Genomic DNA, 25,457 nt, shown 5'->3' on the forward strand with positions numbered 1-25,457 from the left:
CATTCGCCTAAACAGTAACACTCAAGTCCATTGACTTCTGAGTTTATCGCGATTCAATGCCAACCATTGAATCGCGACGATCGGAATGCCCGAGTTAATTTTACCCTGCTCCATGAGCCGATAAGCCTCATCGAAGCTCACGACCGAAACCCGAATATCCTCTTGCTCATGATCCAAACCATGAATTCCGCCGACGCCGGTACTATCGATCCTGCCGCAATACAGACTAAGCCACTCCGACGAACCACCGGGAGTCGTGTAAAACGCACTGATCGGCAGTAATTCCAGAATTTCGCAGCCGGCTTCCTCGACTGCCTCTCGGTAAGCGACTTCCTCCGGCGATTCGCCCTCCTCGACTGCCCCTGCGACGATTTCCAGTAACCAAGGGGCTTCCGGTCTTAAAATCGCGCCGACCCTGAATTGTTCGATCAAAACCACAGTATCTTTGATCGGGTCGTATAACAAGACCGCGACACAAGAACCGCGTCTGAATAATTCGCGTTCGACTTCCGGGCTCCATCCGCCGGCAAATAATCGATGTTTAAGCCGGTATTTTTCCAACCGAAAAAAACCGTGATAAACCTCATGCTTATCGAGAACTTCAAAATCCTTAGGAACAAACATGAAATAACTTCGACAAATGTAGGAAGGGGGTTCGGTGGCTCGATTGACAGGTGTCGGCGGCAGGGCAGATTTTTGCTCCTGCAAAATCTGCATTCATGCCATCCATGGCAATCAGATTCCGCCGCCAAGCATGGACGTATTCACGGCACCCTGTCAAGCGAGTCACCGAACTGCCACAAAGCGTAATGCTTGTAGAAATTATTTTGTGCATATTCCTTATCCATATTATTTTTGATAGGTTACTTTATAAATGACGCCTAAGTTATCGTCGGAAATAAACAAACTACCGTCCGGCATTTCCAAGATATCGACCGGACGCCCCAAAACCTCATCGGACGACGTTAGCCAACCGGAAATGAAAGAATGTTCGGATACAGGCCTGCCGTTTTTAAATTTAACCAAAGCAATTCGATAACCGTGAGGTTGACTCCGGTTCCATGAACCGTGTTGGGCAACGAATAGCTGTTGTTTAAAGCGTTCGGGAAATTGCTCGCCTCGATAAAAACGCATACCCAATGGCGCTTTATGAGCCTTGAATTGCCATGCCGGAGCGACGAATTCGTCGCAGCTTCGTTGCTTGCCGAATTCCGGGTCGGCAATAGTGCCGCTGTGGCAATAAGGAAAGCCGAAGTGCTGACCAGGCTCCGCCCATAGATTCAATTCATCAGGCGGAATATCGTCCCCCATTAGATCGCGGCCGTTTTCGGTAAAAAACAGCGTATTCGTTCCGGGCTGCCAATCGAAACCGACGGTATTTCTTATCCCATGCGCTAAAATTTCAAGATCGGAACCGTCTGGGTTCAAGCGAATCAACGTTGCATAGATTTCTTTATCCGGCTCGCAAACATTGCAGGGCGCACCGACCGCGGTATAGAGTTTGCCGTCCGAGCCAAAACGTAAATATTTCCAGCCGTGGTGCCGATCGGAAGGTAAACCGTCTAATACAACGACCGGCTTAGGCGGGTTCGCCAAATTGTCGATAATATTGTCGAAACGGATAATCCGGTTAACTTCTGCAACATACAGCGAACCGTTTTGAAACGCCACGCCGTTAGGCATGTATAAATCGGTCGCAATTACATAGCGTTTATCGGCCTTACCGTCGCCATTAGTATCCTGAACGGCATAAACAGCGCCTTGTTGGCGGGTACCAACAAAAATAACGCCCTTTTCGCCTCGGGCTAACGACCGGGCATTCGGAAGATCCTCGACAAATAATGAAATGGAAAAACCGACCGGCAACTGTAATTGTTTTAAAACTTCATCGACGCTTGCGGCTTGGATCGGACACGATACAATTAGCGATAGTATTAAAAAGATTTTGGCTTTCATACAGAGGCCTCCAACAAATAAACTTTTCGGTATGGTAACACTCTAAAAAGCGCTTGAAATAAAAAAATTATCCCTTATATCGTAATCAACATTCAATAAACTCAAGGTAATACACTTATGATGCGTATACTTCTTTTTTTAGCAACCAATGCCGCCATATTGGTCGTTATCAGCGTTATCTTTAATATATTCGGCATCAGCGGCGTATTGGATGCTCAAGGTGTCGATCTTAATCTGAACGCCTTACTACTGATGTCGGCTATTATAGGCGTCACAGGCTCGGCGATCTCGTTGGCGATATCCAAATGGTCGGCTAAGAGCGCGATGGGCGTGCATGTCATCGAACATCCGCAAAATCAAACCGAAAAATGGTTAGTCGATGTTGTCGCCCGTCAAGCGAGAGCGGCCGGTATCGGCATGCCGGAAGTCGGCATTTTCCAAACACCGGACCCGAATGCATTTGCGACCGGCATGAATAAAAACAACGCTTTGGTTGCAGTCAGCACGGGTTTGCTACAAAACATGAGCGCCGAAGAAGTTGAAGCAGTTCTCGGCCACGAAATCAGTCACGTCGCCAACGGAGACATGGTCACGATGGCTTTGATGCAAGGTGTGGTTAATACCTTCGTGTATTTCTTCGCGACAGTGATCGGCCATACGGTCGACCGAGTCGTGTTCAAAACCGAACGCGGTTACGGTCCGGCTTATTACATCACGCAGATAGTGATGCAAATAGTCTTGTCGATTCTGGCATCGATGCTGGTCATGTGGTTCTCGCGTTACCGCGAATACCGTGCCGATGCGGGTGGAGCTAAATTGGCCGGGCGCGACAAAATGATCAATGCATTGCGCGCCTTGCAACGGGCTCATGAGCCCGAAGAACTGCCGGGCCAATTGGCCGCATTCGGTATTCACGGTAGCCGCATGCATCGTTTGTTCATGAGCCATCCACCTTTGGAAGAGCGTATAGCCGCATTGCAAAATAGCCGCTAACCCGCAACAGACCACCGGGCCAGCCTGCTGGCCCGGTGCCTTTCGATGACCCAGTCGATTTTCATACGCTTCAGGCTCAACCTGAGCTACGATCAATATCTCGGCGTCTATCAAGGCCTGGCCAAAACCATATCGGTCATCGCCGACGACGGACGGCGCATTCAATTTCCTGCCGGCAACATACAGTCTTTTTTGACTCGACAAGGTATTCACGGATATTTCGAAATGGAACTGACGCCACAAAACAAATTCGTCGGGATCAAGAAGTTATTGAATTAACCTCTGATTCTTAGACGGTTTTTCAATCAAAAGGGAGTAGGACAAATCACCCCTCTTCTAAACTTCTCCGACGACGCTCGGGGATCGCGTCGAACTCAATGTTTTCACTGCCGTTCAATACTAAAAAGTGTTTGCCTTTTGCCCTTGAAATCATCGTAACGCCGGCTTGCCTGGCCATTTCCAGACCCATTTGGGTCGCTCCGGAGCGCGACAATAATATCGGTATACCCATTTGGGTGACTTTAATCACCATTTCCGAGGTTAAGCGTCCGGTCGTGTAAAAAACTTTGTCGGCGCCGGATAAATCATTCAGCCACATGAAACCGGCAATCGCATCGACCGCATTGTGCCGCCCGACATCTTCGACAAAAAAATCGATCCGGTCGCAGGTACATAGCGCGCAACCGTGGACCGCGCCGGCTTTTTTGTAAACTTCGTTATAATTTTTTAACGCATCGAGCATTGCGTAAAGCATCGATTGTTTGATCGACACATCCGGCACTCGGATTTGCGTGAGTTTTTCCATCAATCGGCCGAATACCGTACCTTGCCCGCAACCGGTCGTCACCGTGCGCTGCGCCATACGCTCGGAAAAATCGCTGCCACCTTGCCGAGTTACAACAGCAACCGCCTCGGTTTCCCAATCAACCTGAACGACTTTAACTTCAGCGATATCCTCGAAAAACCCCTGATTTTTTAAATACCCGAGCGTCAATAATTCGGGATGCGCGCCAATCGTCATCAAGGTTACGATTTCCTGCTTGTCCACGTAAATGGTTAATGCTCTTTCACCGACCAGTTCGATAGCTTGAGCTTCTCCTCGCTCGTCAATCGCGACGGACGGCATTGAAAAGCCTAAACCGGCATTAGTCATATCAGGCCGATAAAGGTTATTCATTGCTCTGCTCCTCCAACTCGGATAATTCAGCTAAGGTATTCACGTTGACAAAAACCTCGGGGTCGTCGCTAAAATCGACCTGAGTCATTCGATGTTTAATCAACCAACGGTCGATCTTACGCTCACCGCTGCCTAGATAATTTTTCAAGCTGGATTCGAGCGTTGTCTTGATGGCCAAAAACACCGGGTGTAAGCGCTCGCCATCGAACGCAACCGCCACATCGATTTCGGGGTTTAGACCTGCTTTTAACAATCGTTGCAAATGATCGGTCGTAATCAACGGCGAATCGCAAGGCAATACCAACAATAGTTCGGTATCGGCATATGTCATCGCGGAAAGAATGCCGGCCAAAGGCCCTTCAAAATTACCGTTTTGATCGGAAACGACCGGCAAACCGAATTGTCGATAGGCGTCGAGATTGCGATTGGCATTGATAATGAGTTGGTCGACCAGCGGCTTAATTGAATCGATCGCATAGGAGACCATTGGCCTTCGATGAAACAACACCAGCCCCTTATCTTGGTTATTCATGCGTCGGGCCAGTCCGCCGGCCAAAATAACGCCGGTCACTTTTGTTGGATTGCTCATGATGTTAAGCTGTTAATAGTGAATGGGAATAAAACTGTATGACAAGATTGATCGTTATTTTCGCAAGCCTGATGATTATTGCAAGCTGCGACACCGTGCATAAAAACGGTGAATTCATCGAATATTACCGGGTCGAAACGCTCAAACCTTACGATGATGTGCTGGCGGAGATCAAAATTGCCATTGCAGAACACAATTTACGAATTACCGCACATAGTCGTATCGGAAAAGTGATCAGAGATCGAGGAACGGTAAATTTTCCGGATTACGATACGATACAATTTTGTAACCTGACTCACGCTGAAACGCTATTGACTCTGTCGCCCCACGCGGTCAAACATATGCCTTGCAATGTCGTGCTCTATGCGTTTGAGGGTAAAACCGTCGTCAGTACGCATTTATTGTCCACCGACACAGGTAATCCTGAACTCGATGCATTCTCTGATAAAATGAACGGCATGCTCAAACAAATTGTCGATTTTGCCGTCGAAGAATAGTTTTCCGGTCGATATCCGATATTGCACCTCAATAGAACATCAATATTTCACGCACTTTACGTAAATCAATAAATTGAACATGCTTTTGTTTTATTAGCATATTTTTTCACTTAATCAAAACAGGAACTAGAGACCTTCTCATGAAAATCAAACTTCTAATCGGTTCAGTCTTTCTCTCCGCTCTTGCCGGCTGTAGTGCAACTCAAGAAAAACATGATGAAGACGCGCCTTTTGTCAGCGATTTCCCGACTCAGGAACGCGTTGATTATGTGCTGAGCTGCATCGCTCAGAAAGGCGGACTGACCTACATCACCCAATACGGTTGCGGATGCAAAATAGATAAAATTGCCGAGAAAATAAGTTTCGCCGATTACGATCAGGCTAGAACCTTCGGCTTCATGCGTAAAACGCCGGGCGAGGCCGGCGGCGTATTCCGCGACCCGCCGGAAGCTAAACGATTGAGGAAACTGATGGAAGAAGCCGAGGCTTATGCCGAAAAAAGTTGTTTCGTGAAATAACACCCTTACGATTCTCTGTTGAAAAGAGGCTTTTGACGAATCGGATGAGCTCAGACAAAGGAGGCTGTTTATGTCTGCTGTACTCAATAAAAAGTATTACTCCCAAGAAGAATATTTAGCGATCGAACGCCAAACGCAAATCAAAAGCGAATACGTTGACGGCGAAATGTTCGCGATGACCGGCGCAAGCCGCGAACATAACCTGATTAATATCAATATTGCGAGTGAACTAAGAACTCAACTGAAAAACCGCCCATGCGAAGCTTACATCAATGACATGCGGATCAAGGCTAAAAAGGCACGCAGCTATCATTATCCGGATATCGCGGTGGCTTGCGGCACGCCGCAATTCGAAGACAACCATGTCGACACATTGATCAACCCGTCGCTTATCATTGAGGTGTTATCTTCTTCTACCGAAGCCTACGATAGAGGCGCTAAATTTTCGCATTACCGCAAGATCGAATCGCTTCGCGAATATGTGTTGGTCGCTCAAGACCAGCCGTTGGTCGAGCGCTATATCCGGCAAGGCGAAGCTTGGCTTTTGACCGAAACCGCCGGCCTTGATGCAAGCGTTCACCTGGAAAGCATCGACTGCGTGTTAAGCCTAAAAGAAATTTACGACAAAGTCGCTTTCGAATCCGATCCAAGCAGCTAGACGAAACCAAGCCATGTCGGCTTTGGTTTAGGATTTCGTAAAAAATAACTTCCTGGAGCTATGAGTTTTGTAGCGGGTTCGGTAACTCGCTTGACAGGACGCCGTGAACCCAGCACCTAAATTATGCGAGATAGTTATCATAGCCAAAGGGCTATGGAATTTAGGTGCTGGGTGAATACGTCCGTGTAGGCTTGATGGCGGTTTCCCTGCCGCCGACACCTGTCAATCGAGCAACCGAACCTGCCTGCCGTGCATTAAAAATAAAGAAGTTATTATGCCTAAATCCTTAGTCAATGCCAGTCATATACTTTTTACGGTTTTACAGCCAAAGTTTCGGTAAAGCTTTGGCCTGCTTTACAATTCGCACGGCTGGTTGGACTTTGACAAGACATATCGGTAAATTCCGCTTTCAAAATGCCGCTCTTTTCCGGTATGAAATAAAACCGGAAATTCGGATCGGCACTGATCGCGATATCGGTTTTCGCCGTCAAGATCGGCTTGTCATTGAATGACACATTAACCTGATTGACGAAATGCGATTTTTTGACGAAACGCGTCACTTGATCCATCTGCATGCCGGTGATGTTGGGATGGCTAATGAATAATTGCGCCTCATTCGCTTCACCCGGCTTGATATTATCGGACAACCTGAATTTGGCTTTGCCGAGCCGTTGCATTGCCGCATCCAAATCCGCACCAATCGGTGCCGAACAGCCGCCGCTGGCTTTAACGAATTTCTTGGTCATATAAAGTTGGCCATCGTTCGTCTCGGCAATCGCGCGAACAAAGCTATAGGTATTGACACGAACTCTCATCGCTAAATCCGCTTTACCGCTATCGGGCGTGAATTCGAATTCGCCGACATAGGGAAAAGGATTCTTGTCGACCAGCACCAAAATCTTTTTGATGTATTTGTCGTTGGTTTGCGGGATTTTACTAACGATTTTCAACGGAACCAAAGCGGGGTCTTCGGCTCGATAAGGCGCATCAAGTTCAATCACGGCATCCGATTCGGTAATCGTGCGTCCGGCGAAAAATTGATCTTTCAATTGCGAAGTCCAGGCCGACTCGTCTTCGGCAGCCAAAGCTCCATTTGCGATCAAAGCCAAGCAGAGGGCCCCAATTATTTTATTTATCATTTTGTTTCTCCTGTTAGGCAAATTAACGAGTTAAACCCATCGTAGATCAAAATTCGGCACCGGGGTCCCGTCAAAGGACGCCGTGAATACGTCCATGTAGGCTTTGCCAGGCACTGCCGAAATTTGAAGTGCGAAAAGTATAATAAATCGAAATATCAATCTTCCCATTCCAATTCGGCAAACGCCGCCGTGACGTTTTTTTTATGAAATTCGTCGAACAACTGCCATTGGCCTTTAAATTCATAACCGACCTGCTCGATCGCATCTTCGATAAATTTTCCGTTTCTAATCATTTTACGAATCTCGGTCAATAAGGTTCCGAGATAACGTTTTTGCGGCTCGAGACTCTTCGGCCAATCCGTGACTACCGGCCCGTGCCCGGGAATGACCTGCTTGAACGACTTTTTTTCTAATTCCGTAAGTTCCGCCAACCAACCTTTTAAACTGCCGTCGAGAGTCGGCAAATGTCCGATAAAAAACAAATCGCCGAGCCATAAGGTATCGGTCTTCTGGTCGTAGATGCTCAAGTCGTTATCGGTATGCGCGGTAGGATGCGCGGTCAACAGCAATTCCCGCCCTCCGAGATCTAAGAGCAACGTTTTTTCAACCTCGATATCGGGCGGAATGATATGTTCGGCGGACAATGCCATAGCAATCTGGTCTTCGGCTTTATCGATATAGAATTGTCCGCGCGCGGCCATTGCTCTGGCTAGTTTATGATGTCCGACAAATTGAGTGCCCGGTTCCTTAAATGCGATATTGCCGAAAATATGATCGGGATGAACATGGGTATTAATCACATAACAAATTGGTTTACCGGTCGTTTTGGCAATCGCGCGCTTGAGCGATTTTCCTTCTTCCGGATTACCGCCGGTATCGATCACCGCGACGCAGCGTTCGCCGACGATGAAACCGATATTCGCAATCGCACCGTGATTTTTATGGTCGGGCCACTCATGTTTGCCTTGATGCACATAAATACCATCAGCGACTTGCTCAATGCTCAACACGACGCCGGCATGGGTCTCTATACAAAAAAACGACGAAATGGCAATAATCAAATAACGCAAAACAAACTCCTAAAATAAATATTTCATCGCGCGGAGGCGCAGGGGCGCAGAGAATAGTACGGATAGAGTATGCTTTCCATGGTCATAAACCAATTTCCGACTTTGGTTTCATGCTCTAAAATTTGAGTCGTAAACATAAATTCTAAATCTTTGCGCCTCTACGTGAGTCATTACAAAGTATCAACCCTCATAAACACAAATCCAAAAAAGCCTGTGTAGCTCTGGATCGTATCGCCTTTTTCGGAGCGATGATCTTAAGCTGCCAGATCAAACCGGTCGGCGCATTGAGCCTTTTCGCGACCAAACCCTGCCGCTCGTTTCGCAAAGCTTGCGACGAGGCAAAGCCAATTCCCAAGCCCGCGCGCACCGCTTCTTTGATACCCGAGACACCGGTCACTTCAATGGAGATTTTGGGTTGTATTCCCGCCGACGCCAACCACATTTCCACGGCTTGCCTGGCGCCTGAGCCCGGCTCCCGCCATATCACCTGATATTTCATGAATACATCCAATGGCACAAATTCCGGGTAATCACGGGCAATTTGATGATCTTCGGGCAAAACTAAAACAATCTCGTCTTCCTGCCAATTGATAACTTGATAATTGCCGGGCAGTTCCTGATCATGGACCGGTCCTTCGATAAAGCCTAAATCCAAATCTTCGAGATTTCGAATGATTTCATCGGTATCGCCGGTCTTCATTCTGACATTTACTCCGGCATGCGAAGTCTGTAATAACACCAAATACTGAGGCAAATAAAAACTGGCGATCGTCGTCGTCGAACCGAGTCTTAGAGTTCCGGCATTAACTTGTTGCAAGCAACGAACATACTCGCTAGCTTGATTGAAGGTATCGGTCATTTGCTGTGCATATTCCAATAAACCTTGTCCCGCAGGTGTCAACTCGATTTGATAACCTTTACGGAAATACAAAGGTTCTCCGATTTGATTTTGTAGTAATTTTAATTGCCCGGAAACTGCCGGTTGCCCCAAATAAAGATACTCGGCAGCTTGCGTAATACTTTTAAAACGAGCCACTACAGCAAAGGTCAGTAAATGCGTTGGGTTCATAAGCAATTGAATAACAAAATAATTGATAGCATCGCAAAAACCATTGTATCGATTCATAAGGCTTTCACCAATGGCTTTATCATTATTTCTGATGATTTTACTCATAAATGATGAGTTGAAACCTATATCATAGCTAAGTTAAAGTGCTCACACTGAGCATGAAGCAGAACATCCGACAACATCGCGAGTTCCTTGAGCATGAACAATTGGCTATAATTCCGCTCTATATGCGGACTATTTGGAGGAAACACCTGTGGCAGTGATCAATATTAGCCCCGAACAGATCAAAAAAAAGAAGCGTCAAGGCCCTAAAGGCCATGCAGTGGATCTTCGGGCTCTGGAAGAAGTCAAGACTCTATTGGGCGACGAACCTCTCCGAAGGGATTTATTGATCGAGCATTTGCATAAGATACAGGACCGTTTTCACCATATTTCTTCGAAGCACTTGGTCGCGCTTGCGAATGAGATGAACCTGTCCACCGCTGAAGTCTATGAGGTCGCTTCATTTTATCATCACTTCGATGTCGTTAAGGAAGGCCAAACTCCTCCCCCCGATCTAACCATCCGTGTTTGCGAATCGGTCTCTTGCGAAATGGCGGGCGGCCATGAACTGATTGATGCCTTGGAAACCGTACTCAAAGACAAGGTCAGAATCCAAAAAGTCCCTTGTGTGGGCCGCTGCCAACATGCACCCGTCGCTGTCGTCGGCCAAAACCCGATTGATGAAGCAACCACCGAAACCGTGTTAAATACAGTTGCCGAATATGAAATCACAGCGCCGGTTGCCGACTATATCAGCCTCGAACAATACCGATCCGATGGCGGTTATCAAACGCTGAAAAAAGTCATCGAAGGCGACATCAACCCCGAAAGCATCATCAAAAAAATGGAAGATTCGGGCCTTCGCGGTTTGGGCGGCGCAGGTTTTCCGGCCGGCAGAAAATGGCGCATCGTTAAAGGCTTCAAAGGCCCGCGTCTAATGGCGGTCAACATTGATGAAGGCGAACCGGGTACTTTCAAGGATCGGCACTATCTTGAACAAGACCCGCACCGTTTTCTCGAAGGCATGCTGATCGCTGCGCTGACGGTCGGTTGCGATGAAATCTATGTCTACTTAAGAGATGAATACGCCGGTTGCCGCGAAATTCTCACCAAAGAAATCGCCAATCTGCAAAACAATCCTCCGTCGACGGTCTACCGTCTTCCTCCGATTCATTTACGCCGCGGCGCCGGCGCCTATATCTGCGGCGAAGAATCGGCAATGGTCGAATCGATCGAAGGTAAACGCGGCATGCCTCGGTTAAGACCGCCGTTTTTGGCCGAAGTCGGCCTGTTCGGGCGTCCGACGCTTGAACACAACATGGAATCGGTCTATTGGGTGCGCGATATCGTCGAAAAAGGCCCCGATTGGTTCTCGTCGCACGGCAGAAACGGCCGTAAAGGCCTGCGTTCGTTCTCGGTATCGGGCCGAGTCAAGAATCCGGGCGTTCACCTGGCGCCCGCAGGCATCACGATACGCGAGTTGATCGACGAATATTGTGGCGGCATGCTCGACGGTCACGAGTTTTACGGTTACTTTCCTGGCGGCGCTTCCGGCGGCATCTTGCCGGCTTCGATGGGTGACATTCCGCTCGATTTCGATACCTTGAACCCGCACGGGTGCTTCATCGGCTCCGCCGCAGTAATCATTTTTTCCAACCAAGACAGTGCACGTAAGCTGGCATTGAACGCGATGAAATTCTTCGAGGACGAATCGTGCGGCCAATGCACGCCATGCCGTGTCGGCACCGCTAAAGCCGCAGACCTAATGATACAAGACAATTGGGACACTGACTTGCTCGAAGAATTATCGTCGGTGATGGTCGACGCATCGATCTGCGGTCTCGGCCAAGCCGCTCCCAATCCGCTACGCTGCGTCATCAAGTATTTTCCCGACGAATTAACAAGCACTAGAGGTTAACTCATGGCTGCGAATCCTGAATTTATGAATCAACCGCAAATCGGTTTCAAACTCGACGGTGAGGACGTTTTTGCTTTTGAAGGCGAAACGATCTTGCAGGCCGCAAAACGACACGGCAAAGAAATCCCACATCTATGTTATTCGGATAATCTGCGCCCCGACGGTAACTGCCGGGCTTGCGTCGTCGAGATCGAAGGCGAACGAGTACTAGCACCGTCATGCTGTCGCAAGCCGTCCGAAGGCATGAACATCAAGGCGGAAAGCGAACGTGCAGTCCGTTCGCAAAAAATGGTCTTGGAACTGCTAAAATCGGACATGCCGAAGCAGTCCCAATCTCCTTACACCCTGAAATCGGAACTGGATTTTTGGGCCGAAAAAATGGAAGTCGGCGCGCCTCGTTTCAAAGGCCGCAGCCAGCCACAAGCCGATCTTTCGCACCCGGCAATCTCCGTCAATCTCGACGCCTGCATTCAATGTACCCGTTGTCTGAGAGCTTGCCGCGAAGAACAAATGAATGATGTAATCGGCTATGCGAATCGAGGCTCTCATTCCGAAATCGTTTTCGATATCGCCGACCCGATGGGCGCCAGCAGTTGTGTGGCTTGCGGCGAATGCGTCCAGGCTTGCCCGACCGGCGCGTTAATGCCGGCCGGAAATGTCGGTCTGCAAGTAGCCGATAAAACCGTCGATTCGACCTGCCCATACTGCGGCGTCGGCTGTTTGATCAAATATCACGTCAAGGATGATAAAATCCTTTATACCGAAGGCCGCGACGGTTACACGAATCATTTCCGTCTCTGCGTTAAGGGCCGTTACGGTTTCAATTACATCCACAACCCGTTGCGTCTGACTAAACCATTGATACGGCGCGAAGGGGTTCCGAAAAGCACTGAATTGCTGGACCCTAATGACTTAGACAAGGAATTCAGGGAAGCGACTTGGGAAGAAGCGCTCGATTTTGCCGCGAACGGTTTGAAAAAAATCCGCGATGAAAAAGGTAAAAAAGCCTTGGCCGGACTCGGTTCGGCAAAAGGTAGTAACGAAGAGGCCTATTTGTTCCAAAAACTGGTGCGCACCGGCTTCGGTTCGAACAATATCGACCACTGTACCCGTCTATGCCACGCCTCGTCGGTCGTAGCGCTTTTGGAATGCTTGGGGTCGGGCGCGGTATCGAATCCGGTCTCCGATGTCGCCCAGGCCGAAGTGATCATCATTATCGGCTCTAATCCGACCGTCAATCATCCGGTCGGCGCGACATTCATGAAAAATGCGGCTAAACGCGGCACCAAAATTATCCTGATGGATCCGAACCGCACCCCGATCGCGAAATACGCGTCACATGTGCTGCAATTCCGCCCCGACACCGATGTTGCATTGCTGAACGGCATCATGCATACGATTCTGGCCGAAAATCTACAAAACGACGCCTATATCAAACAATATACCGAAGGCTTCGATCAGATGCGCACGCATCTGCGCAACTATAGTCCGGAAAAAGTCGCGCCGGTTTGCGGCATCGACGCCGAAACCATCAAAGAAGTCGCTCGGCTTTACGCGACTTCGAAAGGCTCGATGATCCTTTGGGGCATGGGCGTATCGCAACATATTCACGGTACCGACAACGCCCGCTGCTTGATCGCGCTTGCTTTGATGACCGGCCAAATCGGAAGACCCGGTACCGGCCTGCATCCGCTACGCGGCCAAAACAACGTACAAGGGGCTTCGGACGTTGGTTTGATTCCGATGGTCTATCCGGATTACGAACCGGTCGAAGATCCGAAATTCCGCGCGAAATACGAAAAACTCTGGAATACCGAACTGGATCCGAAACGCGGCCTTACCACGGTCGAAATGATCCATGCGATACTCGACGGCGAAGTGTTCGGCATGTACATCGAAGGCGAAAACCCGGCGATGTCCGACCCCAACCAAAATCATGCTCGCAAGGCCCTGGCATCGCTAGAACACCTTGTTGTGCAAGATATCTTCCTGACCGAAACCGCTGGATTTGCCGACGTCATCCTGCCGGCTTCGGCTTTCTACGAAAAGACCGGCACGTTCTCGAACACCGATCGCCGCGTACAGATGGGCCGCCAAGCGGTCAATCCTCCGGGCGAAGCAAAACAAGATCTGTGGATCATTCAAGAAATCGCAAAACGTTTGGGCTGCGATTGGAATTATCAAGGCCCCGAAGATGTATTCAACGAAATGCGCCAAGCGATGACCAGCATTGCCGGCATGACATGGGAACGACTCGACCAGGAAGACTCGTTGACTTATCCGCTCGAAAATGTCGGCGACCCGGGACAACCGGTGATCTTCACTGACGGCTTCCCGACCGCGACCGGCCGAGGCAGATTCGTACCGGCCGACTTCATTCATGCCGACGAACTGCCCGACAACGAATATCCTTTGATATTCATCACCGGTCGTCAACTCGAGCACTGGCACACCGGCAGCATGACACGGCATTCGGCGACGCTGGACTCGATCGAACCCGATCCGGTCGTCAGCGTGCATCCGCTGGACTTGGAAAAACTTGGCGTCGAACCGGGAGGCTTCATCACGGTCGAATCGCGGCGCGGCAAACTCAGCGCCTATGCCCGTGCCGAACTGGGCATACAGCAAGGGACCGTTTTCATGGCATTCTGCTATAACGAAGCCAGCTCGAACCTAGTCACAAATGACGCTCTGGACCCTGCCGCAAAAATTCCCGAATTCAAATTCTGCGCGGTTAAGGCTTACGCAGGCGGGACACCGAATAAGCGAATAAACTAAGGTCTTACCTTTCCGATTACTCATGAACTCCCCGGCTTCGTGCCGGGGCTAGCATGAGCATGGCCAAAGAATCCGACATGAAAACTCAATTCAAATTGATCTCAACACTTTTAACCATTGCCCTCGCGGCTTGCTCGGGTTCGGAACAGCAAACTGACGTTTCTCAACAATCAAAGCCACTCGAAACGCAAACCAAAGCACTTGAGGATGCTAAAAAGATGGAATCTTTGCTGCAGGAAAACGCCGACCGAAGAAGGGAGCAAATGGAGCAAGAAGGGATTTGAATACACCGACTCCCACGGAAGACCGTGAGGCCAGAGGCAAGTTGTGATCACAACAAGCAATCGAAAGAAGAGAATACGCCTGCTTTTCTTTGCGAAGCGTGAGCTTCGCGCATCGGTTTCCCAAGCTGGGGAGGCTGTGAAAGTATTGGCGAATGCATCATAAAAAATTCATTCACCATGAAGAACATGAAGACAATGAAGAAAAGACCTGAAAATTCAACAAACTAAATCTTCATGTCACGTCATGCTTTTCATGGTTAGTTCGTTATATTGAATACTTTCAAAGTCTCTGGGGTTTGGGAAAGAAGGAACCTTATGCCGGGTATTGTTAGCGCTCAAGCCAACCGACTAAACTTGGGACGGATCCTATTTGGCGAGTAACAGCGCCCACACCAGATAATCTCATAACCAAAGGTAAAGTGATCCTAAATTCGGCTATACCTATCGGAGATCAAAATTCGGCACCGGGGTGCCCGTCAAAGGACGCCGTGAATACGTCCATGTAGGCTCTATGCCAGCTCCATGCTGGCAAAGCCTTTGCCGAGCACCCCGGCGCCTCCTCCTAAGACACTGCCGAAATTTGAAGTGCGAAAGGTATAATTTCTGTGTTCCCGCTTTTTAATCTCAAAATATCTTGGAAATTGTTGGTAATCATAGATTATAAAACGCCAGGTGTAGGGTGCGCATCGCGCACCTGGGTTAGGACCTGTCGTCGGGTTCGCTGCCGTGGAAAAGTGCGCGATGCGCACCCTACGGTGATCAAAATATCTTGGCAATTGTTGATGATCATAAGTTCTAAAGCGCCAGTTATTTTCTCAAAATCCATAAAACAGTCATTTTTTCTGACCTGAAAATCGGTAAATTTCGACAGCCTCTAGAGCAAAACTATTTTACAAAAGCATGAGAAGCTATTGAATTAACTTCTTATTCTTCATGATCTTCATGGTGAAATGCTTTTTCTAGAATGATTGTTAGATTAATCTTTCAAACCCAACACATCCTGCATATCGTACAAACCGTTCGGTTTGTCTTTCAACCAAATTGCTGCTCTGACGGCGCCGTTCGCGAAGGTCATGCGACTGCTGGCTTTATGAGTGATTTCGACGCGCTCGCCCTCATCGGCAAACATCACTGTGTGCTCTCCGACGATATCCCCTGCCCGGATCGTCGAAAAACCGATCGTTTTTCGATCTCTTTCACCGGTGACGCCTTCCCTACCATAGATCGCACAATCCTTTAAGTCACGGCCTAATGCCGATGCGACCACTTCGCCCATGCGCAATGCTGTTCCGGAAGGCGCGTCGATTTTATGCCTGTGATGGGCTTCTACGATTTCGATGTCGGTATAATCGCCCATGACTTTCGCGGTCATCTCAAGCAATTTCAGAGACAAGTTAACGCCAATACTCATATTAGGCGCCATTATGATCGGCACATCTTTTGACGTCTCGGCGATGACATGTTTTTGCTCTTCACTATAACCGGTGGTGCCAATCACAATACTTTTTCCCGCTCGGCGACAAATCTCAATATAATCCATCGACGGTTCAGGCCTTGTGAAATCGATCAACACATCGAACCGGTCTACAACCGATGCTAAACTATCGACTACTTTGACCGCCAACGGGCTGATACCGGCCAATTCTCCTGCATCCTTGCCGATCGATAAGCTGTCCGACCTTGAAACGGCAACAGTTAATTCGGCATTGTCGGCAAAAGCGGCCGCTTTAATCAAGCACAAGCCCATCCTTCCGGAAGAGCCAACCACGGCAATTCTTGTCATTTGATTATCCAGTCAATTTGTCAAAAAAACTTTTTACACCATCCATCCAAGAATGTTCTTGAGGACTGTGCTGCTTACCGCCGCCGGTTAAAGACTCGCCCAGTTTTTCAATCATCTCTTTTTGTTCCTTGGTTAAATGCACAGGCGTTTCGATTTGCACGCGGCAGAGCAAATCGCCGATAGCGCCTCCGCGAACCGGCTTCACCCCTTTGCCACGCAATCGGAATAATTTACCGGTTTGAGTTTCAGCGGGAATTTTCAATTTGACCCGGCCATCTAAAGTCGGTACTTGCAATTCGCCGCCAAGGCAAGCGGTCGGGAAACTGATCGGTACTTCGCAATACAAATTGGCCCCATCGCGGGTAAATATCGGATGATCCTTAACATGAACCTGAACGTACAAGTCGCCGGCCGGTCCGCCGCCCTTACCGGCTTCACCTTCTCCGGACAAACGAATTCGATCGCCGGTATCGACGCCGGGAGGCACTTTGACCGACAATGTTTTAGTATCCTGAACCCGGCCCTGTCCATGACATTTCCGGCAAGGGTCTTTGATTTGCTTACCGGTTCCGCCGCACGTCGGACAGGTTTGTTGAACCGAGAAAAAACCTTGTTGCATCCGAACTTGGCCATGGCCATGACAGGTCGAGCATGTGACCGGAGAAGAGCCTTTTTTTGCACCGGATCCATGGCATTCGTCACACACGACCATGACCGGCACGCGAATTTTTGCCTCTGTTCCGCCTACCGCTTCTTCTAGGGTTAACTCAAGGTTGTAACGAAGATCGGCACCACGCTGAACACCGCCGCGAGTTCGTCCTCCGCCACCAAAAATATCGCCGAAAACATCGCCGAAGACATCACTAAAACTTTCGCCGCTGAATCCCCCGCCGCCAAAACCTCCGAAACCGCCCGGACCGCCACCCATCGATGCATCGACGCCGGCATGGCCGAATTGATCGTATGCGGATCTTTTTTTAGGGTCGGATAAAATCTCATAAGCCTCTTTTATTTGCTTAAATTTTGCTTCGGCTTCATCAGGATTATCCTTGTTTCTATCCGGATGGAATTTCATTGCCATGCGGCGGTAACTTTTTTTGATTTCCGCGTCGCTGGCGTTTCTATCGACGCCGAGAAGCTTATAGTAATCTTCTTTTGCCATGTCTATTAATTATCGTTCGATACAGTCCCATTATTTCCCGTAGAAATAAAGACTCGATTGAGTAGCGTTATAAAACACCATGCTTTGGTACTATCAAATTCGGCGCCGGTCAACATACCTTAAACGGCAAGTCGAACAGCGCCGGCATGGAATTATTTCTTGTCGTCGTCTTTGACTTCTTCAAACTCGGCATCGACAACACCATCGTCGGTTGCTGACGAGCTTGTCGATGATTGCTGACCGGCCTCCGCACCGCCTTCAGCTTCGGCTTTTTGCGCATAAACGCGCTCGGCCAGTTTACCGGACAATTCGGTCAGCGCATTGGTTTTGGTCTCGATCGCCTCTTTGTCATTGCCTTTGAGAACGTCTTTTAATTCATTGATCGCAGTTTCGATCGCCGATTTTTCATCGCCGGAAACCTGGTCGCCGAGCTCCTTCATCGATTTTTCGGTGGCATTCATGATCCCTTCCGCATGATTCCGTGCACTCACCAGTTCGGTCACTTTGCGGTCTTCATCAGCATGCGCCTCGGCATCCTTGACCATGCGATCGACTTCATCATCGGATAGACCGCTAGAGGCCTTGATCACGATTGATTGTTTTTTACCGGTCGCTTTGTCTTTGGCCGAGACATTCAAGATACCATTTGCGTCAATATCGAAAGTCACCTCGACTTGTGGAACGCCGCGCGGTGCGGGTGGGATATCGGCCAAATCGAAACGACCCAGTGATTTATTACCGCTCGCAACTTCCCGTTCGCCTTGTAAAACATGAACCGTTACAGCGGTTTGATTGTCGTCCGCCGTTGAAAAAACCTGTGAAGCATTGGTCGGAATCGTTGTGTTTTTCTCGATCAATTTAGTCATTACACCGCCTAAGGTTTCGATGCCGAGCGATAGAGGCGTTACATCGAGCAACAATACATCTTTAACATCGCCGCCTAATACGCCAGCCTGAATCGCTGCACCTAAGGCAACTGCTTCATCCGGATTAACATCCTTACGCGGCTCTTTGCCGAAAATCGATTTAACGAATTCTTGAACGCGAGGCATTCGAGTTTGACCGCCGACCAAAATTACATCGTCAATGTCCGACGCGGATAAGCCTGCGTCTTTTAGCGCCATTAGGCATGGGGCTTTGGTTTTATCAATCAGATCATCTACCAAGGATTCCAATTTAGACCGAGTTAATTTGACATTTAAATGTTTTGGTCCTGTCGCATCGGCCGTGACATAAGGCAGATTGATATCGGTTTGTTGCGAAGACGACAATTCGATTTTGGCTTTTTCAGCGGCTTCTTTGAGTCGTTGCAGCGCTAATGGATCGCTGTGCAAATCGATACCGTTGTCGCGTTTGAATTCGTCGGCCAGAAAATCGATAATTCTGAGGTCGAAGTCTTCACCGCCGAGGAAGGTATCGCCATTGGTCGACAAGACTTCGAACTGATGCTCTCCTTCGATCTCGGCGATTTCAATGATTGAAATATCGAATGTACCGCCGCCTAAGTCGTACACGGCAATTTTCATATCGCCTTTCGGCTTGTCCATCCCGAATGCCAGTGCCGCTGCGGTCGGTTCGTTGATAATGCGTTTGACGTCGAGACCCGCAATGCGGCCCGCGTCTTTAGTTGCCTGACGTTGAGAATCGTTAAAATAAGCCGGTACGGTAATGACCGCTTCTTTGACTTCTTCGCCTAGGTAGGCTTCGGCGTCTTTTTTCAGCTTCATCAAGACCCGAGCCGACACTTCGGGCGCGGCCATTTTTTTACCGTGACATTCAACCCAAGCGTCACCATTATCGGCCGGTACGATTTTGTAAGGCACCATTTTGATATCTTTTTGCACGACATCGTCTTTGAAACGGCGGCCGATTAAACGCTTGATAGCAAATAAGGTGTTTTCGGGATTGGTTACCGCCTGACGCTTGGCCGATTGTCCGACGAGCACCTCGTCATCTTTGGTGAATGCGATGACTGAAGGCGTGGTTCTGGCGCCTTCGCTATTTTCGATGACGCGTGCGGTGCCGTTTTCGAGCACAGCCACGCAAGAATTGGTGGTTCCTAAATCTATTCCGATTATTTTAGCCATTGATTGCTCCAGACTTGAGAGTGTATTTAAAAATTAGTTGATTACGATATGGGGGCTGTTTTAATCTGTTCAAGCCTGCTCATCGATTTTTGGTGATTCTTGCGGAGGATTGTCCTCGGCTTTGGCGACAACAACCATTGCCGGACGCAACAGCCGCCCATTCAATACATAGCCTTTCTGAAATACATTAATGACCGAGTTCGGTTCGGCATCGACAGATGGTTGCATGGCCATCGCCTGATGCAACTCAGGATCAAACGGTTGTCCTAGCGGATTAACCACTTCTATATTGAATTTAGAAAAAACGGCTTCGAATTGTTTCAATGTCAATTCGCTGCCTTCTCGAAACTTTTGCACTTCGGGGCTATCACCGATAGCGGCTTGCAAACCAAGCTCCAAACTATCGACAACAGTCAATAATTCTTTGGCAAAATTTTCCAATGCAAACTTATGGGCGTTTTCCAAATCCTTTTGGGTTCTTCTTTTCAGGTTTTCCATTTCCGCTTGTATGCGCAATACTTTATCCCAATTTTCTGTAGCCTTTTGTTCGGCTGCTTCAAGCTTTTGAGATAACTCTTCGACATTAACCTTTTGGGCCGCCTGCGGCTGACTGTTTTCGTCTATATTGTTATCAACCTGCGCATCGGCGCCTTGCTCCAAAATAGTTTCGGCTTGCTCGTCCGCTGCCTTTTCCGGCAACTCCTGCTCGTTACTCATTATTAAACTCCGGTTTAAATAAAAAACGGTCCGCATCCGCGGGAGAACTCTATTTCAAGAAATGTGGGGCTTATGTTTTGGGATTCAAGGCCGCGCCTAATAATTTTGCCGTTACATCGACAAAAGGAATCACTCTTTCATAAGCCATTCGCGTGGGGCCTATTACGCCTAAAACACCGACCACTTGTTCGTTAATCGAGTATGGTGCGGTGACCAGACTGCATTGTTCGAATGCGTGATAACCGGATTCCTCACCGATAAAAATTTGTACGCCTTCGGCATTTAAGCATTGATCGAGTAAATGAATAACACCTCGCTTTTGACTGAAAGCATCGAATAGCTCCTTGAGCCTCTCCATGTCCGATAATTCGGAAAAACCCATTAGATTCGTCTCGCCGCTTAACACATAATCTTCATCCGACTTTTCGGGATCGAGTGCCAACTTAGCCATTTGTACCGCGTCTAACATTTCCCGGTTCATTTGTTCTTGGGCGTCTTTGAGCTCTTTCAGCACGGCCTTTCTGACTGCTGCCAGGCTCAATCCGGAATAGACGGAATTTAAATAATTGGCCGCTTGCTGCAATTGTGCAGGCGTAAATTGTTTTGAGGTATGGAGGATTTTATTATGCACTTCCTGTTCATTAGTCACGAAAATGACCAATACGCGGGTGTTGGATAACGGCAAAAACTCGATATGGCGTAAACTGACCAGTTCGCGCTTGGGCAATGTCACGACACCGGCCATCCGCGTGACGTCGGATAATATTCTCGATGCCACCCCGATGACATCATTAACGTTATCTTTAGCAATTAAATTTTTGCGCAAGAGTTTAAGTTCTTCCGAGTTCAGAGGCTTTACCGTGAGCAACGAATCGATAAACAAACGATAGCCACTCACGGTCGGCACCCGGCCTGCACTAGTGTGCGGAGAACGAATCAATCCCATGTCTTCCAGATCGGCCATGACATTACGAATCGTTGCAGGACTCAATTTTAATTCGGTATCCTTAGATAAGGCACGCGAACCTACCGGTTGTCCGTCTTGGATATAACGTTCAACCAATGCTTTCAATAATTGCAGCGATCTTTCGTTCAACACCTGATTATTATTCACATTAAACCCTCTAGCTTATTAGCACTCTACCTCATCGAGTGCCAGCGGCGCAAATTAGCAGTTCACCCCCTGCTTGTCAATACTAGCAAATACAACTCCATCACAGCCCTCATCCCCCTTTAACCTTTAACCTTTAACTTTTCATCTTTCATCTTTCCCCTTATCCCTTGACTTATTGAGTATAATTCGATCAAATCCTTTCTTAAATTAACGACAATGCACAGCTCATTCAAAACCATCGGCATTATCGGTAAAGCCAGCGACCCCGGAATTGCCGAAACTTTAGCGATTCTTTACCGTTATCTTAAACAGCATGACTATACCGTCATAATAGACCGCTTGAGTGCTAAATTTATAACGGAATCCGGCGTTGAAAGCTCGGCCATCGAGACTATTGGACAGCGCTGCGACCTGATTATCGCCGCTGGTGGCGACGGTACGTTTTTATCTGCCGCGCGTGCAATCGCCCAATACGACATTCCACTAGTCGGGATCAATTTGGGACGCCTCGGGTTTTTGGTCGACATTTCGCCCTATGAACTATTGCCTAAGCTCAATAACATTTTAACAGGCCATTATAGCGAGGAAAGGCGTTACTTATTAAGGACCAAAATCATACGCGACCACCGCGTCTTTAACGAGCAGACTGCCGTTAACGAAGTCGTCGTACATCGATGGGTAACACCCAGCATGATAGAAATCGTCACGCACATTAATGGCGTCTATCTAAACTCTCAGCGTTCAGACGGCATGATCGTCTCGACTCCGACCGGTTCGACCGCTTATTCGTTGTCGGCGGGCGGCCCGATTTTGCACCCCTCTCTGAATGCCTTGGTTTTGGTACCGCTTAATCCTCATACGCTATCGAATCGCCCAATCGTCATTGACGATTCGGCCGAAATCGAAATCAGCTTCTGTCAAACTAAACAAATCAATGCCTTAGTCACCTGCGATCATCTCGAAATACCCGAAGTATTGATCAGTGATAAAATTTTGATAAAAAAAGACCCGAAACCGATTAGAATTCTCCATCCCGAAGGACACGATTTTTTTGAAATCCTCAGAAAAAAACTCAACTGGAGCGGCGGTTATCCTTAACTCATTCTCATGCTATTAAATCTTTCCATTAACGACCTAGCTGTCGTCAAAACATTAGACTTGGATATGAACGGCGGAATGTCGGTTTTGACAGGCGAAACCGGCGCCGGAAAATCGATTTTATTGACCGCACTGGGTTTAGCACTCGGCGATCGAGCCGATTCCGGCTATATTCGACCGAACAGCAAACGTGCTGAAATCAATTTAGAATTCGATTTATCCGATGCTCCTAAGGCGAAAACATGGCTTGAAGAAAACGAACTGGATGATGAGCAACACTGCCTGATTAGACGAGTTATCAACCATGACGGTCGATCAAAAGCCTATATCAACAATCGCCCGGTTACATTACAAACTTTACAAGAACTGAGCGAAAAGCTAGTTGAAATACACGGACAGCATGCACATTTGACTTTACTCCATAGCGAAGAGCAACGCCGATTGTTGGATGTGTTTGCCGGCAATCAAGCCCTATTGGAGCAAGTCAATGCCTGTTTCCAACAGTGGCAGCAAAGCAATCGGGAGTTACAAGCCCTGAAAAAAGCCAGTGTCGATAGTATCGAGCGCGAGGAATTATTACGTTACCAACTCGACGAATTACAACAACTCGACTTGAACAAATTCAATTATGCCGAAATTGTGGATGAACACAGTAAACTAGCGCATTTGGAAGAGATTCTATCGACCGGACATCGGCAACTCGATTTGCTCTATGAAAACGACGAACAATCGCTCAATCGTCTGCTGCTGCAATCGACTCATGCTTTGAATGATTTAACGCGTTTTGCGCCGGACATCGAATCTATCAACGGCATTTTAAACGAAGCACAAATTCAGATTGAAGAAGCCGCTCACCAATTGCGTCGTTATTTGGACAACCTAGAAGCCGACCCGTTAAGACTGGAAGTGCTGGAAAATCAAATCGGCATGATTCAAAGTCTCTGCCGTAAGCATCATGTTCAGCCGGAAGAATTGCCTGAGCTAGCTACCAATCTCGAACAAGAACTCAACAACCTGACACACAGCGGCGAACGAATCGATAGCTTGACCGATAAAGTTGAAAAACTGCTCGCTAAATACGGTGAAATAGCAGATCAATTGACACGACAACGCCAACAAGGCGGCCAGCAGTTGCAAACCCGAATTTCGGCGATGATCAAAGAACTCGGCATGCCTCAAGGCGAATTTATCGTGAAAATTTCGCCGCTAAATAGCTCGCTCCCGCGCACCGATGGACAAGATAAAGTGGAATTTCTAGTGAGCGCCAACCCGGGGCTTCCGGCCAAACCGCTGGCTAAAGTTGCCTCCGGCGGAGAGTTATCGCGCATTAGTTTAGCGATTCAAGTCACGACTAGTCACGACAAAACCACGCCGACGATGATCTTCGACGAAGTCGACTCCGGAATCGGCGGCAGCATTGCCGAAATTGTCGGACAAAAGCTACGCGCCTTGAGCCTCAATCGACAAGTTATGTGCGTTACACATCTGCCACAAGTCGCATCGCAAGCCCATCATCATTTGTATGTGTCTAAAAATAACCGAAGCGATATCACGACATCCAATGTCAGGCCGCTCAACACCGAAGAACGCGTCGAAGAAATCGCTCGCATGCTCGGCGGCGTTAACATTACCGAGAACACCTTGGCCCATGCCCGAGAAATGCTTTTTCAATCGATCACCGACACTTCGTCGGTTTCATAACATAGGAAAAACAAAGAATGATCCGTTTTCCAGCAGAATGGGAAAAACAATCCGCCGTACTGATTGCATGGCCCGATCAAGCCGGCGATTTCGGAGCGAATCTCAACGACGTCGAACAAAGCTATCGCTTCATCGCGGAAACGATCAGTCGTTATGAATCGTTGATCATCGTGTGCAAGAATGCGGCCCACCAGCAGCTCATTGAAACGCTATTACAAAACGGCAAATCCGCGATTCGCTTCATACACGCCGAGTACAACGACATTTGGGTTCGAGACACCGCATTTCTGACCGTCGAAAAAGACGGCAAGCCGCTGTTACTGAATTTCCGTTTCAACGGCTGGGGCGGAAAATACGAGTACGCGGCTGACAACGCTTTGAATTGGAATATGCTGAAAAACGCTCCGTTCGCAAACAACCCGCATCTCGATATCGATATGGTACTCGAAGGCGGCAGCGTCGAAAGCGACGGCAAAGGCACGATATTGACGACCAAACAATGCCTGCTCAATCCGAACCGAAATCCGGATTTGAGCAGGGAGCAAATCGAGGCGCAATTACAAAAGCATTTCGGCGCCGAACGCGTGTTGTGGATCGATCAGGAAAATCTTGACGGGGATGACACCGATGCCCATATCGACACGCTCGCTCGCTTCTGTAGCCCCGATACGATCGCCTATACCAGCAGCAACGATCCGTCCGAGAAGCATTACCAAAGCCTGAAAAACATGGAGACTCAGCTTAAGGCGCTAAAAACCGCCAGCGGCGAACCCTACAAATTAGTTGCTCTGGATTTGCCGAAGCCGATTTTCGATGAAGACGGCAAGCGTTTACCCGCCAATTATTCGAACTTTCTGGTCATTAATGATGCTGTCATGGTCCCAGTCTACGATGACCCAATGGATCGAACCGCCGTCGATAAACTAGCTGAATGTTTTCCGCAACACGAAATCATTGCCACGCCCTGTCGGCCGATCGTGCATCAATACGGCAGCCTGCATTGCATGACGATGCAATTTCCGGCAAATATCGCGATAGATTAAGGAATAAGGATTTCGCGATAAATAAAGTCCAGGAACTATAAGCTTTGCTGAGGGCTCGGTAACT

23 protein-coding genes are annotated in these 25,457 nt (G+C 48.4%); 11 read left to right on the plus strand and 12 right to left on the minus strand.

What is annotated here, in order from left to right:
- Positions 1–21 precede the first annotated feature (21 nt).
- Positions 22–624: an NUDIX domain-containing protein gene (locus ACINK7_RS11405; RefSeq protein ID WP_404361442.1), complete on the minus strand. Its 603-nt coding sequence runs from the start codon at positions 622–624 to the stop codon at positions 22–24.
- Between the two features lie 225 nt (positions 625–849).
- Positions 850–1,956 carry a PQQ-dependent sugar dehydrogenase gene (locus ACINK7_RS11410; RefSeq protein ID WP_404355223.1) on the minus strand — a complete coding sequence of 369 codons (1,107 nt, stop codon included), beginning with the start codon at positions 1,954–1,956 and terminating at the stop codon, positions 850–852.
- Between the two features lie 117 nt (positions 1,957–2,073).
- Between ACINK7_RS11410 and htpX the strand changes: the two genes are divergently transcribed.
- Positions 2,074–2,949 (plus strand): protease HtpX, encoded by an 876-nt coding sequence (gene htpX / locus ACINK7_RS11415; protein WP_404355225.1) that lies wholly within the window; start codon positions 2,074–2,076, stop codon positions 2,947–2,949.
- A gap of 45 nt (positions 2,950–2,994) precedes the next feature.
- Positions 2,995–3,228 (plus strand): DUF2835 domain-containing protein, encoded by a 234-nt coding sequence (locus tag ACINK7_RS11420; protein WP_404355227.1) that lies wholly within the window; start codon positions 2,995–2,997, stop codon positions 3,226–3,228.
- 46 nt (positions 3,229–3,274) lie between these two features.
- Here ACINK7_RS11420 and ACINK7_RS11425 read toward each other — a convergent pair whose 3' ends face one another.
- Positions 3,275–4,126, minus strand: a complete 852-nt coding sequence (locus ACINK7_RS11425; RefSeq protein WP_404355228.1) for a formate dehydrogenase accessory sulfurtransferase FdhD — start codon at positions 4,124–4,126, stop codon at positions 3,275–3,277.
- Positions 4,119–4,715 (minus strand): molybdenum cofactor guanylyltransferase MobA, encoded by a 597-nt coding sequence (gene mobA / locus ACINK7_RS11430; protein WP_404355230.1) that lies wholly within the window; start codon positions 4,713–4,715, stop codon positions 4,119–4,121. Before mobA ends, ACINK7_RS11425 begins: the two co-directional genes overlap by 8 nt.
- A 38-nt stretch (positions 4,716–4,753) precedes the next feature.
- Between mobA and ACINK7_RS11435 the strand changes: the two genes are divergently transcribed.
- The 3 genes from ACINK7_RS11435 to ACINK7_RS11445 all read left to right on the plus strand — a co-directional run bounded on the left by ACINK7_RS11435 (position 4,754) and on the right by ACINK7_RS11445 (position 6,388).
- The gene (locus ACINK7_RS11435; RefSeq protein WP_404355232.1) at positions 4,754–5,212 is read left to right on the plus strand and encodes a DUF302 domain-containing protein; all 459 of its coding nucleotides are present in this window, start codon (positions 4,754–4,756) and stop codon (positions 5,210–5,212) included.
- Positions 5,213–5,352: 140 nt separating this feature from the next.
- Positions 5,353–5,730 (plus strand): hypothetical protein, encoded by a 378-nt coding sequence (locus ACINK7_RS11440; RefSeq protein ID WP_404355234.1) that lies wholly within the window; start codon positions 5,353–5,355, stop codon positions 5,728–5,730.
- 70 nt (positions 5,731–5,800) lie between these two features.
- Complete coding sequence (locus ACINK7_RS11445; RefSeq protein WP_404355236.1) at positions 5,801–6,388, plus strand: Uma2 family endonuclease; 588 nt, start codon at positions 5,801–5,803, stop codon at positions 6,386–6,388.
- A gap of 311 nt (positions 6,389–6,699) precedes the next feature.
- Here ACINK7_RS11445 and ACINK7_RS11450 read toward each other — a convergent pair whose 3' ends face one another.
- The 3 genes from ACINK7_RS11450 to ACINK7_RS11460 all read right to left on the minus strand — a co-directional run bounded on the left by ACINK7_RS11450 (position 6,700) and on the right by ACINK7_RS11460 (position 9,771).
- Complete coding sequence (locus tag ACINK7_RS11450; protein WP_404355238.1) at positions 6,700–7,527, minus strand: quinoprotein dehydrogenase-associated SoxYZ-like carrier; 828 nt, start codon at positions 7,525–7,527, stop codon at positions 6,700–6,702.
- 155 nt (positions 7,528–7,682) lie between these two features.
- A complete protein-coding gene (locus tag ACINK7_RS11455; protein ID WP_404355240.1) occupies positions 7,683–8,597 on the minus strand; it encodes a quinoprotein relay system zinc metallohydrolase 2 in 915 nt (304 codons plus the stop codon).
- Between the two features lie 187 nt (positions 8,598–8,784).
- The gene (locus tag ACINK7_RS11460) at positions 8,785–9,771 is read right to left on the minus strand and encodes a LysR family transcriptional regulator (protein ID WP_404355241.1); all 987 of its coding nucleotides are present in this window, start codon (positions 9,769–9,771) and stop codon (positions 8,785–8,787) included.
- A 148-nt stretch (positions 9,772–9,919) separates the two neighbouring features.
- Here ACINK7_RS11460 and ACINK7_RS11465 point away from each other — a divergent pair, with 148 nt between their 5' ends.
- From ACINK7_RS11465 to ACINK7_RS11475, 3 genes are read left to right on the plus strand one after another with little or no spacing between them, the layout of a single operon-like run.
- The gene (locus ACINK7_RS11465) at positions 9,920–11,626 is read left to right on the plus strand and encodes an NAD(P)H-dependent oxidoreductase subunit E (RefSeq protein WP_404355243.1); all 1,707 of its coding nucleotides are present in this window, start codon (positions 9,920–9,922) and stop codon (positions 11,624–11,626) included.
- A 3-nt stretch (positions 11,627–11,629) separates the two neighbouring features.
- Complete coding sequence (fdhF, locus tag ACINK7_RS11470) at positions 11,630–14,404, plus strand: formate dehydrogenase subunit alpha (protein WP_404355245.1); 2,775 nt, start codon at positions 11,630–11,632, stop codon at positions 14,402–14,404.
- Between the two features lie 53 nt (positions 14,405–14,457).
- Positions 14,458–14,688, plus strand: a complete 231-nt coding sequence (locus ACINK7_RS11475; RefSeq protein ID WP_404355247.1) for a hypothetical protein — start codon at positions 14,458–14,460, stop codon at positions 14,686–14,688.
- Between the two features lie 976 nt (positions 14,689–15,664).
- On the opposite strand, the gene dapB is transcribed toward ACINK7_RS11475, so the two are convergent.
- The 5 genes from dapB to hrcA form a co-directional block, all read right to left on the minus strand.
- Complete coding sequence (dapB, locus tag ACINK7_RS11480; protein WP_404355249.1) at positions 15,665–16,471, minus strand: 4-hydroxy-tetrahydrodipicolinate reductase; 807 nt, start codon at positions 16,469–16,471, stop codon at positions 15,665–15,667.
- A gap of 4 nt (positions 16,472–16,475) precedes the next feature.
- Entirely contained in the window at positions 16,476–17,633 is a 1,158-nt protein-coding gene (gene dnaJ, locus ACINK7_RS11485; protein ID WP_404355251.1) for a molecular chaperone DnaJ, read from the minus strand.
- Between the two features lie 152 nt (positions 17,634–17,785).
- Entirely contained in the window at positions 17,786–19,720 is a 1,935-nt protein-coding gene (dnaK, locus tag ACINK7_RS11490; protein ID WP_404355252.1) for a molecular chaperone DnaK, read from the minus strand.
- A gap of 69 nt (positions 19,721–19,789) precedes the next feature.
- Complete coding sequence (gene grpE / locus ACINK7_RS11495) at positions 19,790–20,437, minus strand: nucleotide exchange factor GrpE (RefSeq protein WP_404355254.1); 648 nt, start codon at positions 20,435–20,437, stop codon at positions 19,790–19,792.
- A gap of 70 nt (positions 20,438–20,507) precedes the next feature.
- The gene (gene hrcA, locus ACINK7_RS11500; protein WP_404355256.1) at positions 20,508–21,551 is read right to left on the minus strand and encodes a heat-inducible transcriptional repressor HrcA; all 1,044 of its coding nucleotides are present in this window, start codon (positions 21,549–21,551) and stop codon (positions 20,508–20,510) included.
- Positions 21,552–21,767: 216 nt separating this feature from the next.
- Between hrcA and ACINK7_RS11505 the strand changes: the two genes are divergently transcribed.
- From ACINK7_RS11505 to ACINK7_RS11515, 3 genes are read left to right on the plus strand one after another with little or no spacing between them, the layout of a single operon-like run.
- Positions 21,768–22,649 (plus strand): NAD(+) kinase, encoded by an 882-nt coding sequence (locus ACINK7_RS11505; RefSeq protein ID WP_404355258.1) that lies wholly within the window; start codon positions 21,768–21,770, stop codon positions 22,647–22,649.
- 9 nt (positions 22,650–22,658) lie between these two features.
- Complete coding sequence (gene recN / locus ACINK7_RS11510; protein WP_404355259.1) at positions 22,659–24,350, plus strand: DNA repair protein RecN; 1,692 nt, start codon at positions 22,659–22,661, stop codon at positions 24,348–24,350.
- 17 nt (positions 24,351–24,367) lie between these two features.
- Positions 24,368–25,393, plus strand: a complete 1,026-nt coding sequence (locus ACINK7_RS11515; protein ID WP_404355261.1) for an agmatine/peptidylarginine deiminase — start codon at positions 24,368–24,370, stop codon at positions 25,391–25,393.
- The last annotated feature ends 64 nt before the right edge of the window (positions 25,394–25,457 follow it).

The sequence above is a fragment of the Methylotuvimicrobium sp. KM1 genome (assembly GCF_044788715.1).
Classification (GTDB): domain Bacteria; phylum Pseudomonadota; class Gammaproteobacteria; order Methylococcales; family Methylomonadaceae; genus Methylotuvimicrobium.